Source organism: Pseudomonas sp. NPDC088429 (genome assembly GCF_044753305.1).
Classification (GTDB): domain Bacteria; phylum Pseudomonadota; class Gammaproteobacteria; order Pseudomonadales; family Pseudomonadaceae; genus Aquipseudomonas; species Aquipseudomonas rustica.
The window spans coordinates 25970-44409 of the sequence record NZ_JBIVMX010000023.1 but is presented as its reverse complement, the minus strand read 5'-3'; the positions used below and the strand labels follow the sequence as shown (position 1 = coordinate 44409).

Sequence of the window (18440 nt, the reverse complement as noted above, 5' to 3'; positions counted from 1 at the left end):
GGTATTAAATTATTAGTGGCAGGTCTTGTTTGGGTGTGACTTGAGTGATTTTAAAAACCTTTCATGCTTCTGTTGCAATAAGCGTTGTCATTTTTTTACTCTGAGTTTGGCGAAGCCCTGTTTAATGTAGCCGGCATTTTCACCAATTATACTCAGTGCACCTCGGATGTTTTCACCAACCTCATTTAAACCCTCCTTCTCTGCGTGCAGCGTCAATTCCATGATGGCGGCCTCTAGACCCAATTGATTCTGATACATCCTTTCCAATAAATCAGACAGCGAATATTCATCTGGCATTGGTTCGACTCCGTTCGAGAAAAGACAAGCATAGCAACGGTTTTCGGGTGCAGCGCTTTGAAAATTGTTTACGTCTTTCTATTGAACAGGCTGTAGATCGGATCAGTAGTCCGTTGAAAATGCTGCGTGGGAATAAACCACCTTCAAAACGTACCAGCCTTCTTCCAGCTCAAGTAACGCGTCACCAACTCAGTCCCTAACGACTGTGGCCGCACATCCAGCGTATGAACGCCATGTGCGGTCAACCTTTCATGGCATTCATTGCGCGCATTCAGATAGTCCACGGTGCCGCAATAGGTCAACGCTTCATCCAGTGTCTGAACGGTGCTCTGCGGCACTTGATCAAGTACGCCTTCACGCAGGCTCGCCACCAACACTCGATGCTGCTGGCTCAAGCGTTTGACGGCGGTGAGCAGTTCCTCGTCGTCGTCATCGCGCAGGTTGGTGACCAGTATCACCAGCGCCCGACGCTTTTGCCGCGACAGCAGTTGGCTGACGGCCGCTTGATAGTCCGCCGTGCGCTGAGTGCTTTGCAGGTCGTAGACACTGTTGAGAACGATATTGAGCTGACCCGCACCTTTAACCGGTGCGAGGTAATGCGGGTGGGCATTGGCCAAGGTACACAAACCCACCGCATCGCCCTGACGCAGGGCCACGTAGCTGAGCAGTAAACAAGCATTCAGCGCATGGTCGAAGTGCGAGAGTTCGTCGTCCTGGCTACGCATGCGGCGGCCACAATCGAGCATGAAGATGATCTGCTGATCGCGTTCGTCCTGATATTCACGGGCAATCGGTGTGCGCTGGCGGGCGGTGGCTTTCCAGTCGATCTGGCGCAGGCTGTCGCCTTCACGAAATTCGCGCAGTTGATGAAATTCAAGACCCTGACCACGGCGCTGCTTTTGCCGCACGCCGAGCTGACTGAGCCAGTTGTCCACGGCCAGCAGTTCACCGCCGTAGAGGCGGGCGAAGTCCGGGTAAACGCGGGTGTGATCGGTGACGTCGAGCAGGCGTTTGCCTGTCCATAAACCCAGCGGGCTGGGCAGGTTGATTTCGCAGTGTTCAAAGCTGAAATGACCGCGCTGGAGCGGGCGCAGGCGGTAGCCGACATGGCTGATTTTGCCGGGCTGCAGTTCGACGCTGAGCGGCAGGTTTTCGAAGCTCAGGCCTTCCGGGACATGATCGAAGATGTGCAGGTGCAGTGGCTCGCTGAAGGGGTGTTCAACGTCCAGGCGGATTTCGCTCCAGCGACCAAGTGCGAGGCTGCCGGGCATGTGCCGTTTGACGCGGATGGCGGGCAGGCGTTTGAGGCGCAGGGCATCGATGGCGGCCAGAGCCAGCAGGGCGAGGAGCAAGCCCCAATTGATCGCCGGCAGGCTAGGTGGGAGAGCGATTTGCAGTGCCTGCAAGGTGCCCAGGGCGATGCCGATGGCCATGAGCAGTGTTAGCCAGATTAGTAAGAGTTTTGATGGTTTCATGGCTTGGCACCGGGCTGTCTGTTGAAAAGATCGCAGCCTTCGGCAGCTCCTGCATGAGTGATGTGTAGGAGCTGCCGGAGGCTGCGATCTTTTCTGCCCAAAACGAATTTCACAGGCGCGGCGCCGGGATCTGGTCGAGCAGTTGCTGCAATACCTGATCGACTTGCAGGCCTTCGATGTCCAGTTCCGGGGCGATGCGTACGCGGTGGCGCAGCACGGCCAGCGCGCAGCCTTTGATGTCGTCGGGGATGACGAATTCGCCGCCGCGTAACAGGGCGCGGGCGCGGGCGCAGCGCACCAGGGCAATCGAGGCGCGAGGCCCGGCGCCGAGGGTCAGCCCCGGCCAACTGCGCGTGCTGCGCGCCAGTCGTACGGCGTAATCGAGGACTTGATCGTCCAGCGGCAAATCACTGGCAATGCGTTGCAGCGCTTGCACGTCCTTGGCTTGCAGCACGGTGCGCAACGGTTGCACATCAAGCATGTCGGCGCGGGTCGAGCGACTGACCTGACGCACCATGTTCAACTCCTGATCGGCGTCGGGGTAATCCATGCGCACCTTGAGCATGAAGCGGTCGAGTTCGGCTTCGGGCAGCGGGTAAGTGCCTTCCTGTTCAATCGGGTTTTGCGTGGCCAGCACCATGAACGGCTGAGCGATGGGCAGGGCGCGGCCTTCGAGGGTGACTTGCCTTTCTTGCATCGCTTCGAGCAGCGCCGCCTGGGTTTTCGCCGGGGCGCGGTTGATCTCGTCGGCCAGCAGCAAATTGGTGAACAGCGGGCCTTTGCGCAATTTGAACTGCTCGGTTTGCAGGTCATAGACCGCATGACCGGTGACGTCGCTGGGCATCAGATCCGGGGTGAACTGGATACGCGCGAACTCGCCACCGAAGCAGCGCGCCAATGCACGCACCAGCAAGGTTTTACCCAGCCCCGGCACACCTTCGAGCAGCACGTGGCCACCGGCGATCAGCGCGGTCAGCACGTCGTCGATTACCTGATTCTGGCCAATCAAAGCTTTCTGCAATTCGCTGCGAACCGCTTGCGCCAGTTGGCTGGCGCGCTGGCGTTGCTGGGCGGCGTGGCTGGCGCTGCCGGGCTCGGTCTGTTCACTCATAGCGTGTTCCTCAAGGTTTGCAGGTGGGCGACCTGACGGCAGAACTCGGCGCTGGACAAACGCTGGTTCGGAACCGGGCTCAGGGCCTGGCTGATGGCGCGGGTGGGCTGGCGGGTCAGGCGTGACAGTGCCAGCCATTGTTCGGCAACGTTCAATCGATCAAAACCGGGATGGCGACGGCGCGCGCGACGCAACACGTCTTGTTGCAAGGCTTGCAGCAGCGCTTGCTGACCGTTGTGGCGCAGCAGGAAATCCGCGCTGGCACGCAGGTGTTCCTGCAATTGTCGACGGCCGCTCGGCGCCGGTGCCTGAAGCGGGCCGTGGCGCACACCGACATGCCACAACCACAGGCCGATCAAGGCGAGCAGGGCGACGATGGCCTGCGGGAAGTAGCGCCAGAGCAAGGTCAGCAAGCCGTCGTGTTCGGTGTTGTAGATCAGCGTGACGTCGGTGTCGGCGCTCAGGTACCAGAGCAGCCAGGCATTGTCGTATTGAGCGATGGTCTGGCTTTTCCACAGCTCGGCGTCAGTGACCACGGTGATCGAGCCGAGGCTGTAAGGCAGTTGCATCATGTGCGTGGCTTTGCCGCTGTTGGCCCAGGCTTGCGCGAGGTTTTTCGGGTCGTCGAGGTGGAAGTCCGTGTCGAACCCGGCATAGGCCGGCGCGTCTTCATCCTCCACATACAGCTTGGTCAATTTCGGGAAGGGGTCTTGCTCAAGGTCTTTGGGCGGATCCTTGAGATCCTTGCTCAAGGATTGATGCAGTTGCACGCGATCGAGCAGCAGGTCGTTGCTCTGTTTGGTCTGCTCATCCCACAGCGATTCAGCGACAAACACCAGTCGCCCGCCGGCCCGCGTCCAGTTCAACACTTGCTCGACCTGACGTGGGGTCATGCGTGAACGGTCGTTGAACAGCAGCAGCGTGTGTCGACGTGGGTCGATATCCGGCAGCACGGAAAGGCTTTCGGCGTGACTGACTTTGAGGCCGCGCTCACGCAAAAACATTTCCGCCGCCAGATACGGATTGGCCTGCGCTTCAGGGGAAGGACCGTGATCGACTTCTTCCTGATACGGCTTGGCCTGGAGAACCAGAAACACGCTCAATGCGATCAGCAGTGCGACGAGCACTGCGCCGACCCACCACAGGGTACGGCGATTCAACGGGCAGCTCCGTGGCCAAACAAGGCGCGCCAGCCGTCGCACAATTCCTTTTGCAGATGCGCCGCCGGGACTCGATGCCCGTAGGCCATGTTCTGCCAGTGCATAGTGAGGTTGCGACTGAAGGCGAGCAACTCCGGTCGCTGCAATTGTTCTACGCGCGCCAGCACCTGATTTTCGGTGTCGGCAGGTTTCAGCGTCAGATCGAAGTCATGCAGCAGATGGCTGAGCAGACCGCGATAGAGCAGGCTCAACGCCGCGCGCGGTTGGCTGAGCCAGAGTTGTTCGGCGCTGGCGGCGATGTCGTCGGGCAAGGTGTCGCGGTTCAAATCCAGACCGAACGCTTGCTGCGGCACCGCTCGTTTTGGCAGCGCTGGCAGTTTCGGCCGGCGACTGACGAAGGCCCGGAGAAACTCGCGGTAGCGCCAGATCAGCCAACCGATCAAGGCAATCAGCACACCCCACAACAGCACCTCGATCAGCTTGGCCAGCCCATTGAAGTGTCGACCGTCGAGCCAGCCCAACAGGGTTTTCAACCATTGCGGTGCGTCGCCGGGTTTTGCGTCTTTGGCCGGCGCTGCCGGGTCATCGCCAAAACGGTAGCGGGTGACCGATTCCTTGTTCTTGAACGGCGGTTGTTCGAGCAAGGCCTTGATGCTGTCGTGGGAGGCCTGACTGGTCAGCGGCTGATTTAACAAGCGCGGTGCATCCGGACGGGTGTCGGGTTCAGCCGCCCAGACCGAGGGCACATTCGGCAGCACCAGACAGATCGCCAGCAACAGACCGAGCACGCCGTTGTTCAGGCGCTGGCGCAAACGCCGGAACACCAGTTCGATGTCCCACGCTTCCAGTTGCGTGCGGCGGTTCAGATACAGGCTGAATCCGCAGGCGACGTAGATCGGTTCCCACACCACCAGCACCAGCGCATAAAAAGCGTTGGTCAGGTGTTCTAGCCAGCGCCATTCGTGATCGGCCGAGAGAATCAGCGACTGCCAGTCCCAATCGGTTTCCACTTGCTGCGGCAGCAACAGATAGAACAGCACCATCAAACCGATCCACAGCGCAGTTTCCAGATGCACGCCAATAATGGTCAGCCATTGCGCCGCGCCGGCGTTGCGCTGCAACAGCACTTGCAGGCGTTGTTGGCGAGCGTTGCCGTCGAGGCCTTCGAGTTGTGCCACCGGCAGCAGAAAGCTGCGGCTGAAGCTCAAGCGACGCCAGGTCAGGCTGGCCAGCAGTTGCGGTTTGAGCAGGCGCGGCCATTCGCGCAGCGCTTGTTTGAGGGTGGGCGTTTCGCCGAACAGCGCTTTGGACAGGATGTACAACGGCAGGCGTTCGTACGCCGGTTTCAGCCACCAGAATATAAACACGGCCAGCGTCGGCGAATCCCAAAACACCAGGCTGAGCAGGGCGAACAGCGGCAAGGTGACAATCGCCCAACTGGTCATCAGCAAGCGTCGATGTTGCTGACACATGAGCACGCCCAGATCCATGGCTTCCCAGGTCGTGCGCGGGCGGATCACCACGGTGGCGTCACTCAGGCGCATGGCGTGTCCTTCCGGCGAACAGCAGGTAGCACGCGACCAACGTCCAGAGTCCGGCGCCGACCAGATATTTAGTCAGCGGCGCGACACTGGTTTTCGACGACCAATAGGCTTCGATGAACGCCGCGATCAGCAGGAACAACATCACCCCGCAGACCAGCAACACGCTTTTGCGCGCCGCGCGTTTCAAGGCCTCGGCGCGGGTCAGGCGCCCGGGCGCGATCAACGCCCAGCCGAGTTCCAGACCGGCCGCGCCGGCGAGAGCAATCGCCGTCAGTTCGAAAGCGCCATGGGCGATGACGAACGACCAGAAGGTCTCGCCGAAACCGATCTCGGTCAGATGCCCGGCCACCGCGCCGATGACCAGACCGTTGTAGAACAGAAAAAATGCGCTGCCCACGCCCATCAACAATCCGCTGGCGAAGGTCTGAAAGGCGATGCCGATGTTGTGCATCACGTAGTAGCCGAACATCACCCAGTCTTCACTGGCCGCGCGTTCGGCGGGGCGCCCGAGGTGGCCGGCGACCGGGTCATACATGCCTTGCATCTCGCGCACTTGATCGGCGGGAATCAGGTTGTAAACGAGGTCGGGAAACACATAGACCAACACCCCGACGCCGATCAGGCTGCCGAAAAAAAGCAGCGCGGCGACCAGCACAAACGGCCATTCGGCGCGCACCAGTCGCGGGAAATCGGCGAGGATAAAACTGAGCAGGTTGGCGCCAAGGCGACTGCGATGGCGGTACAGCTGTTGATGGCCGCGCAGCACGTGTTGCTGCAACGAGTCGATGAGGAAACTGCTGTAGCCGCGTTCCAGCGCCAACGCCAGATGTTGGCAAAGACGTCGATAGCTTCTCGGGAATCCGGCGACTTGCGAGGTGTCCTTGCCGCGTTCAAGGCGTTCGAGGGCCAGCGCAAAACGCTCCCATTCGGCCTTGTGGCGACTTTCAAAAAGGCTCTGCTTCATGTCGGGCCCAATAAACCGCGCGCGATGCCATTGAGTTCGGCAACGGCTTTGGGCGCGGAGATATGCAGCGGCTGGGCGAGCAGGGCGGCCAGTTCATTGACCCGCGCCGGTGACAGTTCGCCCTGACGTTCGGCAAAACCGAGCACTGCACGTTGTTCGCTGAGCGTCAGCGGCACGGGCGAGCGCCGGGGTTCGGCGTCAGGCAATTGCGGACGCGTCAGCGGGCGTTCGCTGTAAACCACCAGCGTGCCGGCGGCGATGTCGCCGAGGCGTTTGAAGGTCGGGTGTTGCAGGCAACTGAGGCTGCCGAGGAAGTAGCCGAACGGCAGCAGATCAACGAAGCGCAGCAGATTGCGCAACAACGAGGCCGACCAGCCAACCGGCGTGCCGTCATCGTGTACCACGCGCAGGCCCATCCACTGTTTGCCCGGCGAGCGTCCCTGCCGCAGCACCTCGAACAGCACCATGTACCACCAACTGATCGCAAACAGCAGCAGCGAACCGAGGCCCATGCCGAGCTTGCCGAGGAACGCCAACGCGATAAACAGCACGCCCATGATCACACCGCGAATGCCCAGATCGATGGCGAACGCCACGGCCCGCACCATCAACCCGGCAGGGCGCAGGGGCAGGTCGATGCCTTCCGGCGTTTCGACCTGATGCCGCGTATCCAGCGGCGGGGCCAGCGGTGCTTTCCTTGGCGGTGCTGTGGGCTCGAGCATGGGCTACCTGATGTCGCCTGTTCTGAGTGCAAGTGCGTCCGATGCTAGCAGCCTCTCGGGGGGAAACGACATAACTATGTATGGCACAGCATGTGTCGCCAGGTGTTTGAATGTTTCAAGACTGGCCGCGACAAGGGTTGAGCGCCTAGACTTTGCCGATCTTCAGTTCAGGATCCGCCCGTGACTTCAATCTTCTGGTACGACTACGAAACCACTGGCATCAATCCGCGTAACGACCGCCCGCTGCAGGTCGCCGGGATTCGCACCGACCACGAGCTCAACGAAATCGACGAGCCGGTCAACCTTTACTGTCAGCCCAGCGAAGACATCCTGCCGCACCCGGCGGCATGCGCGATCACCGGCATCACCCCCAGTCAGCTCGCCGAAAAAGGTTTGAGCGAAGCCGATTTCATGACCCGGGTTCACGCGCAATTGGCCGCTCCCGGTACGTGCGGTGCGGGTTACAACTCCTTGCGTTTCGACGACGAGATGACCCGTTACAGCCTGTATCGCAATTTCTTCGATCCCTACGCCCGTGAATGGCAGGGCGGCAACAGTCGCTGGGATTTGATCGATGTAGTGCGCGCTGCTTACGCCTTGCGCCCGGACGGGCTGGTCTGGCCGACCGATGACGAGGGCCGCGTGACCCTCAAGCTCGAACGCCTGACCGCCGCCAATAACATCGATCACGGCCATGCCCACGAAGCGTTGTCGGACGTGCGCGCGACCATTGCGCTGGCGAAACTGATCCGCGAGAAACAGCCTAAGCTCTATGACTGGCTGTTCCAGTTGCGCAGCAAACAGAAGGTGATGGATCAGATTCGCCTGTTGCAGCCGCTGGTGCACATCTCCGGACGCTTCTCGGCAGCGCGCAGTTATGTCGGTGTGGTCATGCCGCTGGCCTGGCACCCGAAAAACCGTAATGCGCTGATTGTTTGCGACTTGCACCTCGATCCACAGGGCTTGCTCGATCTGGATTCACAAACCCTGCGCCAGCGTCTGTACACGCGCCGTGACGATTTGCTTGAGGGCGAATTGCCGGTGCCGCTGAAGATTATTCACATCAATCGCTGCCCGGTCGTCGCGCCGTTATCGGTGTTACGCGCCGACGATCAGCAACGATTGGGTCTGGACATGGCGCTTTATCAGGAACGCGCGCTGCGGCTAACTGACGCACAACAAGTTTGGAAAGATAAAATTGCGGCTATTTATGCCAGCGAAGATTTCACCCCGAGTGAAGATCCGGAACAACAGTTGTACGACGGATTTATCGGTGATCGTGATCGGCGTCTGTGTGAGCAAGTGAGAAACGCTGACCCGGCACATTTGGCACAAGAGCAATGGCCGTTCGATGATGAACGTTTGCCTGAATTACTCTTTCGATATCGCGCACGTAACTTTGCCGATACGTTGAATTCTGAAGAACAGGCGCGCTGGAAATTATTGTGTCAGCAACGTTTGTCGGCCCCGGAATTCGGCGCGCCGAATACCTTGAAATCTTTTAGCGAGGCCGCCGAGCAATGGTTGCTTAGTGCTACGCCAGAGCAGAGCGCAGTGCTCAATGAATGGCAGAGTTATGTCCAGGCATTGCGCAAACGTTTGGGTCTTTGAAATCGAACATGTTTGTTACTAAACGTCAGGCATAAAAAACGCCAGCATTCGCTGGCGTTTCTTTTTTCGCAGATCACTCTGCGAAGGCGTTGCGGCTTAGCCCAGCAGGGTAGCCCAGCCTTCAACCACGTCGCCGCCCCACTTGGCTTTCCACTCTTTCAGAGTTTTGTGGTTGCCACCTTTGGTTTCGATGACTTCGCCGTTGTGCGGGTTTTTGTATTGTTTAACTTTGCGAGCACGCTTGGTGCCGGTAGTTTTTACTGCGCCGCCGCGTGGTGCTTTGGTTTTCGACTCTGGGTCCAGCAGCGCGATGATGTCACGCAGCGACTTGGAGTATTCGCCCATCAGGGTGCGCAGTTTGCCTTCGAATTCCAGCTCGGTTTGCAGTTTGTCGTCTTGCGACAGGTTCTTCAAACGGGCTTGCAGCTCTTTGATAGCTTCTTCGGTGGCGCGATATTCGTTGATCAAGGACATGATTACTACCTTAGTAGAATGCTGAATGACAGGGGACAGTGGCGCAATAATAGTCAGGCTGTTTCATCAAGTAAACATTTAACCGGGGTTTTTATTTAAATTAGTTACGAGAAATAGCCGCAAATTGATTGTTCAGTTAAATAGTGTGAAGCCGTCAGCACAGATATTCACAAATGTCTGTTTAACAATGCCAGCAAAGCGCCATCCCTCTGGCGTTTGTTTCCGTCAAAAAAGTGTGGGTATCAGGCCCCGGCCACGCCAGCGCTCATCAATACTGCAGTTTTCCCGCGCAGTCGCTAGAATGGCGGCCTTTGCGAAGTTCTGGAGTCTTCCCCTCATGCGCACTTTTCGTCTGGTGATTTCTTGCCCGGACCGCGTTGGCATCGTTGCCAAAGTCAGTAATTTTCTGGCAGCCCACAATGGCTGGATCACCGAAGCGAGCCACCACTCGGATAATCAGGTGGGTTGGTTCTTCATGCGTCACGAAATTCGTGCCGATTCGCTGCCATTCGGTATTGAAGTATTGCGCGAGAAGTTTGCGCCGATCGCCGAAGAGTTCTCGATGGACTGGCGCATCACCGACACCGAGCAGAAGAAGCGCGTAGTGCTGATGGCCAGCCGCGAATCGCACTGCCTGGCGGACTTGTTGCACCGCTGGCACAGCGATGAGCTGGATTGCGAAATCTCCTGCGTGATTTCCAACCATGACGACCTGCGCAGCATGGTCGAGTGGCACGGCATCCCGTATTACCACGTCCCGGTCAATCCGCAGGACAAGCAACCGGCCTTCGACGAAGTGTCGCGTCTGGTCAAACAGCACGACGCTGAAGTAGTGGTGCTGGCGCGTTACATGCAAATCCTGCCGCCGGACATGTGCCGCGAATACGCGCACAAGGTGATCAACATTCACCACAGCTTCCTGCCGTCGTTCGTCGGTGCCAAGCCGTACCACCAGGCGTCGCTGCGCGGCGTGAAACTGATTGGCGCGACCTGCCACTACGTGACCGAAGAGCTGGACGCCGGCCCGATCATCGAGCAGGACGTGGTGCGCGTGAGCCACAGCGACAGCATCGAAGACATGGTGCGTTTCGGCCGTGACGTCGAGAAGATGGTGCTGGCTCGCGGCCTGCGTTATCACCTCGAAGATCGCGTGCTGGTGCACGGCAACAAGACTGTGGTGTTCTGATCGAACACACGCAGGCTTGAAAAACCAAGGGTCTGGGCGTTCAATCGCTCAGACCCTTTGTCGTTTAAGCCCCGAGGAAACTTACATGAGTGATCCACTGGACAAAGCCACGTCCAAAGCGCCGGCGACATTGGGCGAAGGTTGTTTGAGTCGCTACGACCCCGAGGACATGACCCCGGAGGATGGCACCGAGTTTCCCGGTGCGGCCGAGTTGTGGGAACAGTTGCAAGAGTCCGACGATAAACAAAACGAAGTGTGAAACGCGATCCCTGTAGGAGCTGCCGCAGGCTGCGATCTTTTACGCCTGCGGCACTTTCATCAATTTGCGCAACAACGGCCGCCCCAACATCATCAAAAACACCGGCCCCCCAACCAACAGATAAAAGTAATACGTCACCACCCGCCAAATCAGAATCGCCGCCGCTGCCGTCGATTTCCCCACCATCGGCGCCAACAGTGCCGCCGAAGTCAATTCCGCCGCCCCCGCGCCCCCCGGCAATAAACTGAATTGCCCGGCCCCCAGCGACAGCATCTGCACCAGAAAACTCCAGGCCCACTGCAAGTCTGCGCCCAACCCGCGCAACGCCAGATACAACACGCTGTAACGCAATAACCAATGCACACACGTCAGCGCGAACACCTTGATCAGGGTTTGCCAGGGCAACTTCAACGTGTCGGTAAACGCCGCGAGAAAGTGCAGCAACTTGCGCGCCCAGCGGCGGCGAGTGCCCGGTTTAACGTTCATCCTCACCAATAAGCGGCCACTCAAGCGAATCAACGCGCGGTGATAACGCGCAATCAACACGCAACTGAACAAGCCGCCAAACAACGAAATCGCGCTGACTGTCAGCAACCATTCCAGGCGATCGCTCAGATGTTGAAACAACGCATAAATCAGAATGCCGCTGAGGGCGCAGAGAAAGAACAGCAAATCGCTGAGTTGATCCATGGCAAACACCGCGCTGCCACGGGCCGGACGCACACCGCAGCGGGCGAGCAACGCCATGATGGTCAACGGCCCACCGCTGCCACCGGGCGTGGCGCAATAAGCGAACTCGGCGGCCATCACCACGCCGAGGCTTTTCAGCGGCGTGACGCGGTCGCGCTGATCGCCGAGCAACAAGCGCAGACGCAGGGTATTGATGCCCCAGCAGAGCAGGATCATGCCGAACATGATCAACAGCCATAACAGCGGAAAACTTTGCAGGCGCGCCCAGGTTTCGCCGCCACCGAGCACCACCGGGATCAACACCGCCGCGAGCAGGCCGATCAACAACAGAATGCCGCGACTCATGCAGCGGATCCCGATTGACCGCGCTGTTGGGCGAGCCAGTGGATTTTGGTCATCGGTACGCGTCCTTCATTCAGTAGTCGCTGCAAGGTGTGCAGCCAGTAATCGCGGGAAAAATCGTGGCGCATGTCCACAGGGTGCAAGCCTAGCCGAATCACCGACGCCTGGCGCCAACGCTGTTGCCGCTGCTCACTGACAATTTTCGATAAACCGCGACGCCAGGCGCTGCGGGCACTCCAGACCAGACCCGGCGCGTCGATGGCGGAGAAATCCGGCAATCGATAAAGATGCTGTGGATCACTGGTGTAGCTCAGCTGTAATTCACGCAGGGCTTGGCGGGTGCCGTCGCTCATCAACCACGCCGGGGCGACGAAACCGTGCAACGGCCAGTCGTGGCGCTGGAAGACTTCGATGCCATCGCGCAGACGGGCGAGGGCGGTTTCGCGGGATAAACGATAGAACTCGCCTTCGTGGGTGTAAACGCGGCGCATGAACCAGTCGCGCGGACTGGTTGGGCCGGGTTCCTGATCGTCATGGAAAAAACCGTGCAAGGCCAACTCATCGCCGCGGGCAACACGCTCATCGAGCAATCGACAAAACGCCGGATGTTCGTTGAGGGCGTTGCGCCGATGGAAATCGGGGACGACCAGCCAGGTCATCGGCACGCTGCCCAGTGCGTCGACGGCTTCGACAAACGGTTGGTAATCCGCCCACGTCGACGGTGCCACGTCATGCAGCACCAACAACACGGCGGGGCGACTCAGCGCTTCAGCCATTGGCAACCTTAGGCAGCGCGTGGCCGAGGACGGCGTGATAGTGGCCGAGCAGACTGTCGACCACCGTGTCCCACGCGTAATGCTGTTCAACGTGCTGTCGCGCTTGCTCGCCCAGTTTCACAGTGCCGCGACTGAACACTTCGCGCACGGCATTGGCCATCGCCTGTGGATTATTCGGTGTACAGAGCAAACCGCAGGATTCGTTGACGATTTCTTCAAACGCCCCGGCCGCCACCGCCACCACCGGAATGCCGCAGGCCATGGCTTCGAGAATCACCAGGCCGAAGGTTTCCTGATCGCCGGCATGGATCAGCGCATCGGCGCTGGCCATCAATTGCGCGACGCGCGGTGCCGGGCAGAATTGATTAATCACGCTGACATTGTCCGGCACCACGGCGGGCATCGACGAGCCGACCAGCAGCAAGTGATAGCGCGGGCCGAGGCGTTGCATGCATTTGAGCAGCACTGGCAGGTTTTTCTCTTTTGAACCGCGCCCGGCGTAGATCAGCAGCCGGGTGTCGTCGGCGATGCCCAGTTGTGCGCGCAGATTCGGGTCGCGGGCCTCGGGGTGAAAGGTTTGCAGATCGACGCCCAGCGGCTGCACGAAGACATTGCGCACGCCGAGGCCGGTGAGCTTGTCGGCCATTACCTGACTTGGCGCGAGCACGCGGTCGAAGTTGCCGTAAAGTTTGGTGACATACGCTTCGACATTCGGCGTAACCCAATGGCCCATGCGATTGCCGACCAGCAGCGGCAGATCCGAGTGATAAAAGCCGATCACCGGCACATCCAGTTGCCGTCGGGCATCCAGTGCGGCCCATGCGGTGAGGTAGGGGTCGCCGACTTCAATGAGATCGGGCTGCAAATCCTGCAGGACGTTTCGCCACGGCGCGAGGCGCAGCGGGAAGCGATAGCCTTTGCCGAAGGGCAGGGCGGGGGCGGGAACCGTGTAAACGCCGTCGTGTTCGCCGAAGCGGGCGCCGGGGATCAGCAGGCTGTGGCGAATGCCGGGTTTGAAGCCCAAACGACGATGTTTGGCATCCAGATACGTGCGCACGCCACCGCTGGCCGGGGCGTAAAACATGGTGATGTCGGCGATGTGCACGGTGAACAACCCTCCGCTGCGTGGTACTCCCTTGGTTGACCTTTGTCTGGAATGGATGGTTCGGTCGGAATCCGCGCTGAAGCGGCCCCTCACCCTAACCCTCTCCCGAGGGAGAGGGGACTGACCGAGGTGGATGCTGGAGGTACGCCGACTTGAGAGACCTGAGGTGAACTCAGGTTTTGAAGAGTCCCTCACCCCTCCCGGAGGGAGAGGGGACTGACCGAGGTGGATGTTGGAGGTACGCCGACTTGAGAGACCTGAGTCGAGCTCAGGTTTTGAAAGGCTTGAAGATCTGCTCCCTTTCCCCCTCGCCCCCCTGGGGGAGAGGGCTGGGGTGAGGGGGTAAGCTCTTGATCTTAAATCCTGAAACTACCCACCAACTGCTTCAACCGCGAAGCCTGCTGTTCCAGATCCGAGCACGCCCGCAACGTCGCCTGCAGGTTTTCGACCCCTTCCTGGTTCAGCGTATTGATCTCGGTAATATCAACATTGATCGACTCAACCACCGCCGTTTGCTCTTCCGTCGCCGTCGCCACCGACTGGTTCATCCCGTCAATCTCGCCAATCCGCAGGGTCACGCTGTTCAAACGTTCGCCGGCAAGGTTGGCAATCTCGACGCTGTCCTGGCTGTGACGCTGGCTTTCACTCATGGTGCTCACCGACTCCCGGGCGCCGACTTGCAACTCTTCGATCATCGTCTGCACCTGCTGCGCCGATTCCTGCGTGCGATGCGCGAGGTTGCGCACTTCATCCGCCACCACCGCAAAGCCGCGCCCGGCCTCACCGGCACGCGCCGCTTCGATCGCGGCGTTGAGCGCCAGCAGGTTGGTTTGCTGGGAGATGCTGGTGATCACTTCAAGAATCTGGCCGATGTTCACGGTTTTGCTGTTCAGCGATTCGATATTGCTGCTCGACGCACTGAGCATGCTCGACAACTGATTCATCGCCTTGATGCTGCGATCCACCACTTGCTGGCCGTCTTCGGCGAGGCCACGCGCATCGCTGGCCTGGTTCGACGCCTGCGCGGCATTGCGGGCGATTTCCTGAGCGGCAGCACCCAGTTGATTGATCGCCGCGGCGACGCTGCTGGTGCGCGAGGCTTGTTGATCCGAGTTGTACATCGACGAGTTCGACGCAGCGACCACACGCAACGCAACTTCATTGACTTGCCCGGTGGCTGACGACACTTCGCGGATCGAGCCATGAATGCGCTCGACGAAACGGTTGAACGCGGTGCCCAACACACCAAACTCATCGTTATTGACGATGGTCAGGCGCTTGGTCAGGTCGCCTTCGCCGTCGGCGATGTCTTCCATGGCGCGGGTCATCACGTGCAGCGGCTGGATCAGAATGCGGATCAGCATGCCGAGCAGCGCGAGGATGATTGCCACCGCGATCACCGTCGCAATCACCGCCGAGGTGCGGAATTCGCTGAGCATGGCGAACGCCTGATCTTTATCTACCGACAGGCCGATGTACCAGTTCACCGATGGCAAACCTTTGATCGGCGCGAAAGTGACGATGCGGGTTTTGCCATCGACGGTGACTTCGCTGAAGTCGCCGCTGATGCGCGGGGTGTCCTGCGGGAAGGCGTCTTTCAGTGATTTCATCACCAAGGCCTTGTCCGGGTGCACGAGGATTTTGCCGTCGGCGCTGACCAGGAACACATACCCCATGCCGTCGAAATCTCGGGCGGCGAGGGTGTCGATGAGCGATTGCAGGCTCAGATCGCCGCCGACCACGCCGACGCTTTGGCCGGCCTTTTTCGAGGCGGTGGCGATGGAGATGATCAACTGCCCGGTGGCCGCATCGATGTACGGTTCGGTCAGGGTCGACGTGCTGCTGCCTTCGGCACCTTTATACCAAGGGCGCACCCGTGGATCGAAACCCTCTGGCATCTTCGTGTCCGGGCGGATGGTGAAGTGGCCGGTGGCGTCGCCGAGGTAGGTGGCCATGAACGTCGAGGTCAGGGTTTTCTGTTCCAGCAGGCTGGCGACGTTGGCGGGCTCGGGGTTGATCGAGATGTTCTGGGCGGCGTTCTCGATCAGCAAAATGCGACCGTTGAGCCAGGTTTGAATGTTTCCGGCAGTGACTTCGCCCATCTCGTTGAGATAGTTGTTCAGGTCATCGCGGATCGCGTTGCGCTGCAACCAGTCGTTGTACAGCGTAAACGAGGCGAAAGCGGCGATGACGATGAGGGCGGCGGCAAGCAAAATTTTATGGCTGAAGCGCAGATTTTTGTTCATGGCTTGGGGTTCCGCTAAGGTCTTAATGTCCTGGGCGTGCTTTTATAAAGGCGCGCACTATGGGCAAGGGTGAGTACACGTGAATATTTCCGTCTCTCCTTAGGGAAATGTCCTACCGACTTTTCAGCCAGGTTCACGTTTTATCTATCGGCCAAAGCGAATCAAAGATTAACCATGGGTGACAAAATGCCTGACTCATCGCAACTCGTAATCGGCGCCGATCTCACGGGGCAACCGATTGGCCAGGCCATGCGCCTGGCGAACCGTCACGGGCTGATCGCCGGCGCGACCGGTACCGGTAAAACCGTGACCTTGCAGCGTCTGGCTGAAGCGTTCAGTGATGCTGGCGTGGCGGTGTTCGCCGCTGACATCAAGGGCGATTTGTGCGGCCTCGGTGCCGCCGCCAACCCGCAGGGCAAGATCGCCGAACGCATCGCCGGCATGCCGTGGCTCAACTACACGCCGCAGGCTTACCCGGTGACCTTGTGGGATATCCACGGTGAATCCGGTCATCCACTGCGCACCACGCTGAGTGAAATGGGCCCGCTGCTGATCGGCAGCCTGCTGGAACTCACCGACAGTCAGCAGTCGGCGCTGTATGCCGCGTTCAAGGTCGCTGATCGCGAAGGGTTGTTGTTGCTGGATCTGAAAGATCTGAAAGCGCTGCTAAATCACCTCAAGGAAAATCCGCAGCTGTTGGGCGAAGACGCCGCGCTGATGACCACCGGTTCCAGTCAGGCGCTGTTGCGCCGTTTGGCGACCCTCGAGCAGCAGGGCGCGGAAGCTTTGTTCGGCGAGCCGGCGCTGCAACTCGAAGACATCCTGCAACCGGCCGCCGATGGCCGAGGGCGTATTCATTTGCTCGACGCCAGTCGTCTGGTGCATGAAGCGCCGAAGGTTTACGCGACGTTCCTGCTGTGGCTGTTGGCCGAACTGTTCGAGCAGTTGCCAGAGCGCGGCGACGCCGACAAACCGCTGCTGGCGCTGTTTTTCGATGAGGCGCATTTATTGTTTGGCGATACGCCGAAGGCTCTGCAGGAGCGACTCGAGCAGGTGGTGCGCTTGATCCGTTCGAAAGGCGTTGGCGTGTATTTCGTCACGCAGTCGCCGGCGGATTTGCCCGATGACGTCTTGGCGCAGCTCGGTTTGCGCATCCAGCACGGTCTGCGCGCGTTCACTGCCAAGGAACAGAAATCCCTACGCGCGGTGGCGGACGGCTTCCGGCCGAATCCGGCGTTCGATACGTTGTCGGTGCTGACGGAGCTGGGGATCGGCGAGGCGCTGGTCGGCACGCTGGCGGAGAAGGGCACGCCGGAAATGGTGCAGCGCGTGCTGGTGGCGCCGCCGCAATCGCGGATCGGGCCGTTGACTGAGACCGAACGCACCACGCTGATCGCCGGCTCGCCGTTCAAGGGACGGTATGACAAGCCGATTGATCGCGAGTCGGCGTATGAAATCCTCATGGGTCGCAAAGGCCTGGCGCCGGAGGCTGAGACACCTGCCGGAAAACCTGCGGCTGAAGAGCCAAGCCTCGCCGACAGAGCCGGAGAATTCCTCGGCACCGCCGCCGGGCAGGCACTGAAATCCGCCATGCGCCAAGCCGCGAACAACCTCGGCAAACAATTGGTACGCGGCCTGATGGGCTCTTTATTAGGCGGCAGCAAACGCCGCTGAAAGCAAAGATCGCAGCCTTCGGCAGCTCCTACAGATGGATGCATTTCCAATTGTAGGAGCTGCCGCAGGCTGCGATCTTTTGATCTTGCTTCAGGACTTGTCTTTCGCGTGCGCCGCCAAACGCTCCAGTGCCGCACGCAACCCCGGATCACTGATCCCGTCCGCCGTCGCCTGAATCGTCGCCGCAGCATCCGTCGACAAATCCATGGTATTGCCCACCACCGCCCGCTGAATCGTCGGCGGCTGCACCTTGAACAGAATCCGCGTCAAACTGGCGAACTCATCAAACATCTGCAACTGGCGCTGCAAACGCTTTTGCTGGTAACGCAGACGCGTGGCCCAATGACCATCGGTGACAATCAGCAACAGACTGCCCTCACGCCACGACGCCACATGGCAATGCTCGCGGGCGGCGGGTTGCAGTTGGCTTTCGAGCAGGCGTTGCAAATGCCCCAGTCGTTGGGCATGGCCGAGGATGGCCTTGAGCGGTTTGGCTTCGCGAAGCAGAACGGCGGGTGCTCTGGCCGTAAGAGGGCGAAATGCCATGATCGAACACCTGAAGTAACAGAAACGCCATGGTAGCAGAAAGCGGACTTTTCACTCGCCCATTGCAATTGCCCCTGCTTTACCCATTAAATCAACGACTAACTTCTTTTCCGTACGACTTGAAGTTGAGCAAAACGCCCCTATTTTAAGTGAGCCCCGTCAAAGCGCAGTGCCAGCATCGTGGAACATCGCCACTTTCCTCACCACCGTTTCCGGGTAGAATGCTCGTTCGCATGCGGCCATGAGGGCTGCTCGGGC

At 59.5% G+C, this 18440-nt stretch carries 17 protein-coding genes and 1 pseudogene; 4 read left to right on the top strand and 14 right to left on the bottom strand.

Features of this window, described 5'->3' with window-relative positions; all coding sequences use genetic code 11:
• Nucleotides 1–87: 87 nt before the first annotated feature.
• The 7 genes from ACIP66_RS14180 to ACIP66_RS14150 form a co-directional block, all read right to left on the bottom strand.
• On the bottom strand, nucleotides 88–297 hold the full coding sequence (locus tag ACIP66_RS14180; RefSeq protein WP_053123251.1) for a hypothetical protein: 210 nt from the start codon (nucleotides 295–297) through the stop codon (nucleotides 88–90).
• A gap of 143 nt (nucleotides 298–440) precedes the next feature.
• A complete protein-coding gene (locus ACIP66_RS14175; RefSeq protein ID WP_400648799.1) occupies nucleotides 441–1772 on the bottom strand; it encodes a DUF58 domain-containing protein in 1332 nt (443 codons plus the stop codon).
• Nucleotides 1773–1881: 109 nt separating this feature from the next.
• On the bottom strand, nucleotides 1882–2883 hold the full coding sequence (locus ACIP66_RS14170) for a MoxR family ATPase (RefSeq protein ID WP_053123333.1): 1002 nt from the start codon (nucleotides 2881–2883) through the stop codon (nucleotides 1882–1884).
• Nucleotides 2880–4043, bottom strand: a complete 1164-nt coding sequence (locus ACIP66_RS14165) for a DUF4350 domain-containing protein (protein ID WP_400648797.1) — start codon at nucleotides 4041–4043, stop codon at nucleotides 2880–2882. Before ACIP66_RS14165 ends, ACIP66_RS14170 begins: the two co-directional genes overlap by 4 nt.
• The gene (locus ACIP66_RS14160; RefSeq protein WP_400648796.1) at nucleotides 4040–5587 is read right to left on the bottom strand and encodes a DUF4129 domain-containing protein; all 1548 of its coding nucleotides are present in this window, start codon (nucleotides 5585–5587) and stop codon (nucleotides 4040–4042) included. Before ACIP66_RS14160 ends, ACIP66_RS14165 begins: the two co-directional genes overlap by 4 nt.
• Nucleotides 5574–6551, bottom strand: coding sequence for a stage II sporulation protein M (locus ACIP66_RS14155; RefSeq protein WP_400648795.1), 978 nt, complete (start codon nucleotides 6549–6551; stop codon nucleotides 5574–5576). The genes ACIP66_RS14160 and ACIP66_RS14155 overlap by 14 nt, the downstream gene beginning before the upstream one ends.
• Entirely contained in the window at nucleotides 6548–7273 is a 726-nt protein-coding gene (locus ACIP66_RS14150; RefSeq protein ID WP_212543904.1) for an RDD family protein, read from the bottom strand. The genes ACIP66_RS14155 and ACIP66_RS14150 overlap by 4 nt, the downstream gene beginning before the upstream one ends.
• 180 nt (nucleotides 7274–7453) lie before the next feature.
• Between ACIP66_RS14150 and sbcB the strand changes: the two genes are divergently transcribed.
• Nucleotides 7454–8884, top strand: a complete 1431-nt coding sequence (gene sbcB, locus ACIP66_RS14145; protein WP_400648794.1) for an exodeoxyribonuclease I — start codon at nucleotides 7454–7456, stop codon at nucleotides 8882–8884.
• A gap of 96 nt (nucleotides 8885–8980) precedes the next feature.
• On the opposite strand, the gene mvaT is transcribed toward sbcB, so the two are convergent.
• On the bottom strand, nucleotides 8981–9358 hold the full coding sequence (mvaT, locus tag ACIP66_RS14140) for a histone-like nucleoid-structuring protein MvaT (RefSeq protein WP_007933316.1): 378 nt from the start codon (nucleotides 9356–9358) through the stop codon (nucleotides 8981–8983).
• Between the two features lie 337 nt (nucleotides 9359–9695).
• On the opposite strand from mvaT, the gene purU reads away from it, so the two are divergent.
• Both purU and ACIP66_RS14130 read left to right on the top strand, forming a co-directional pair.
• Nucleotides 9696–10544: a formyltetrahydrofolate deformylase gene (gene purU, locus ACIP66_RS14135; RefSeq protein WP_007912774.1), complete on the top strand. Its 849-nt coding sequence runs from the start codon at nucleotides 9696–9698 to the stop codon at nucleotides 10542–10544.
• 85 nt (nucleotides 10545–10629) lie between these two features.
• The gene (locus ACIP66_RS14130; protein ID WP_400648792.1) at nucleotides 10630–10803 is read left to right on the top strand and encodes a hypothetical protein; all 174 of its coding nucleotides are present in this window, start codon (nucleotides 10630–10632) and stop codon (nucleotides 10801–10803) included.
• Between the two features lie 39 nt (nucleotides 10804–10842).
• On the opposite strand, the gene ACIP66_RS14125 is transcribed toward ACIP66_RS14130, so the two are convergent.
• The 5 genes and pseudogenes from ACIP66_RS14125 to ACIP66_RS14105 all read right to left on the bottom strand — a co-directional run.
• The gene (locus tag ACIP66_RS14125) at nucleotides 10843–11838 is read right to left on the bottom strand and encodes a YbhN family protein (RefSeq protein ID WP_400648790.1); all 996 of its coding nucleotides are present in this window, start codon (nucleotides 11836–11838) and stop codon (nucleotides 10843–10845) included.
• Nucleotides 11835–12611 carry a DUF2334 domain-containing protein gene (locus ACIP66_RS14120; protein WP_400648789.1) on the bottom strand — a complete coding sequence of 259 codons (777 nt, stop codon included), beginning with the start codon at nucleotides 12609–12611 and terminating at the stop codon, nucleotides 11835–11837. Before ACIP66_RS14120 ends, ACIP66_RS14125 begins: the two co-directional genes overlap by 4 nt.
• Entirely contained in the window at nucleotides 12604–13695 is a 1092-nt protein-coding gene (locus ACIP66_RS14115) for a glycosyltransferase family 4 protein (RefSeq protein WP_400648820.1), read from the bottom strand. Before ACIP66_RS14115 ends, ACIP66_RS14120 begins: the two co-directional genes overlap by 8 nt.
• A 377-nt stretch (nucleotides 13696–14072) precedes the next feature.
• Complete coding sequence (locus tag ACIP66_RS14110; protein WP_371262383.1) at nucleotides 14073–14837, bottom strand: methyl-accepting chemotaxis protein; 765 nt, start codon at nucleotides 14835–14837, stop codon at nucleotides 14073–14075.
• Nucleotides 14838–14930: 93 nt separating this feature from the next.
• Nucleotides 14931–15962 (bottom strand): annotated as a pseudogene (locus ACIP66_RS14105) (cache domain-containing protein); the annotation flags it as partial.
• A gap of 186 nt (nucleotides 15963–16148) precedes the next feature.
• Here ACIP66_RS14105 and ACIP66_RS14100 point away from each other — a divergent pair.
• Nucleotides 16149–17636, top strand: coding sequence for a helicase HerA-like domain-containing protein (locus tag ACIP66_RS14100; protein WP_159812540.1), 1488 nt, complete (start codon nucleotides 16149–16151; stop codon nucleotides 17634–17636).
• A gap of 90 nt (nucleotides 17637–17726) precedes the next feature.
• Here the strand turns inward: ACIP66_RS14100 and ACIP66_RS14095 are convergent, their stop codons facing one another.
• Complete coding sequence (locus tag ACIP66_RS14095) at nucleotides 17727–18182, bottom strand: DUF721 domain-containing protein (protein WP_053123114.1); 456 nt, start codon at nucleotides 18180–18182, stop codon at nucleotides 17727–17729.
• Nucleotides 18183–18440 lie beyond the last annotated feature (258 nt).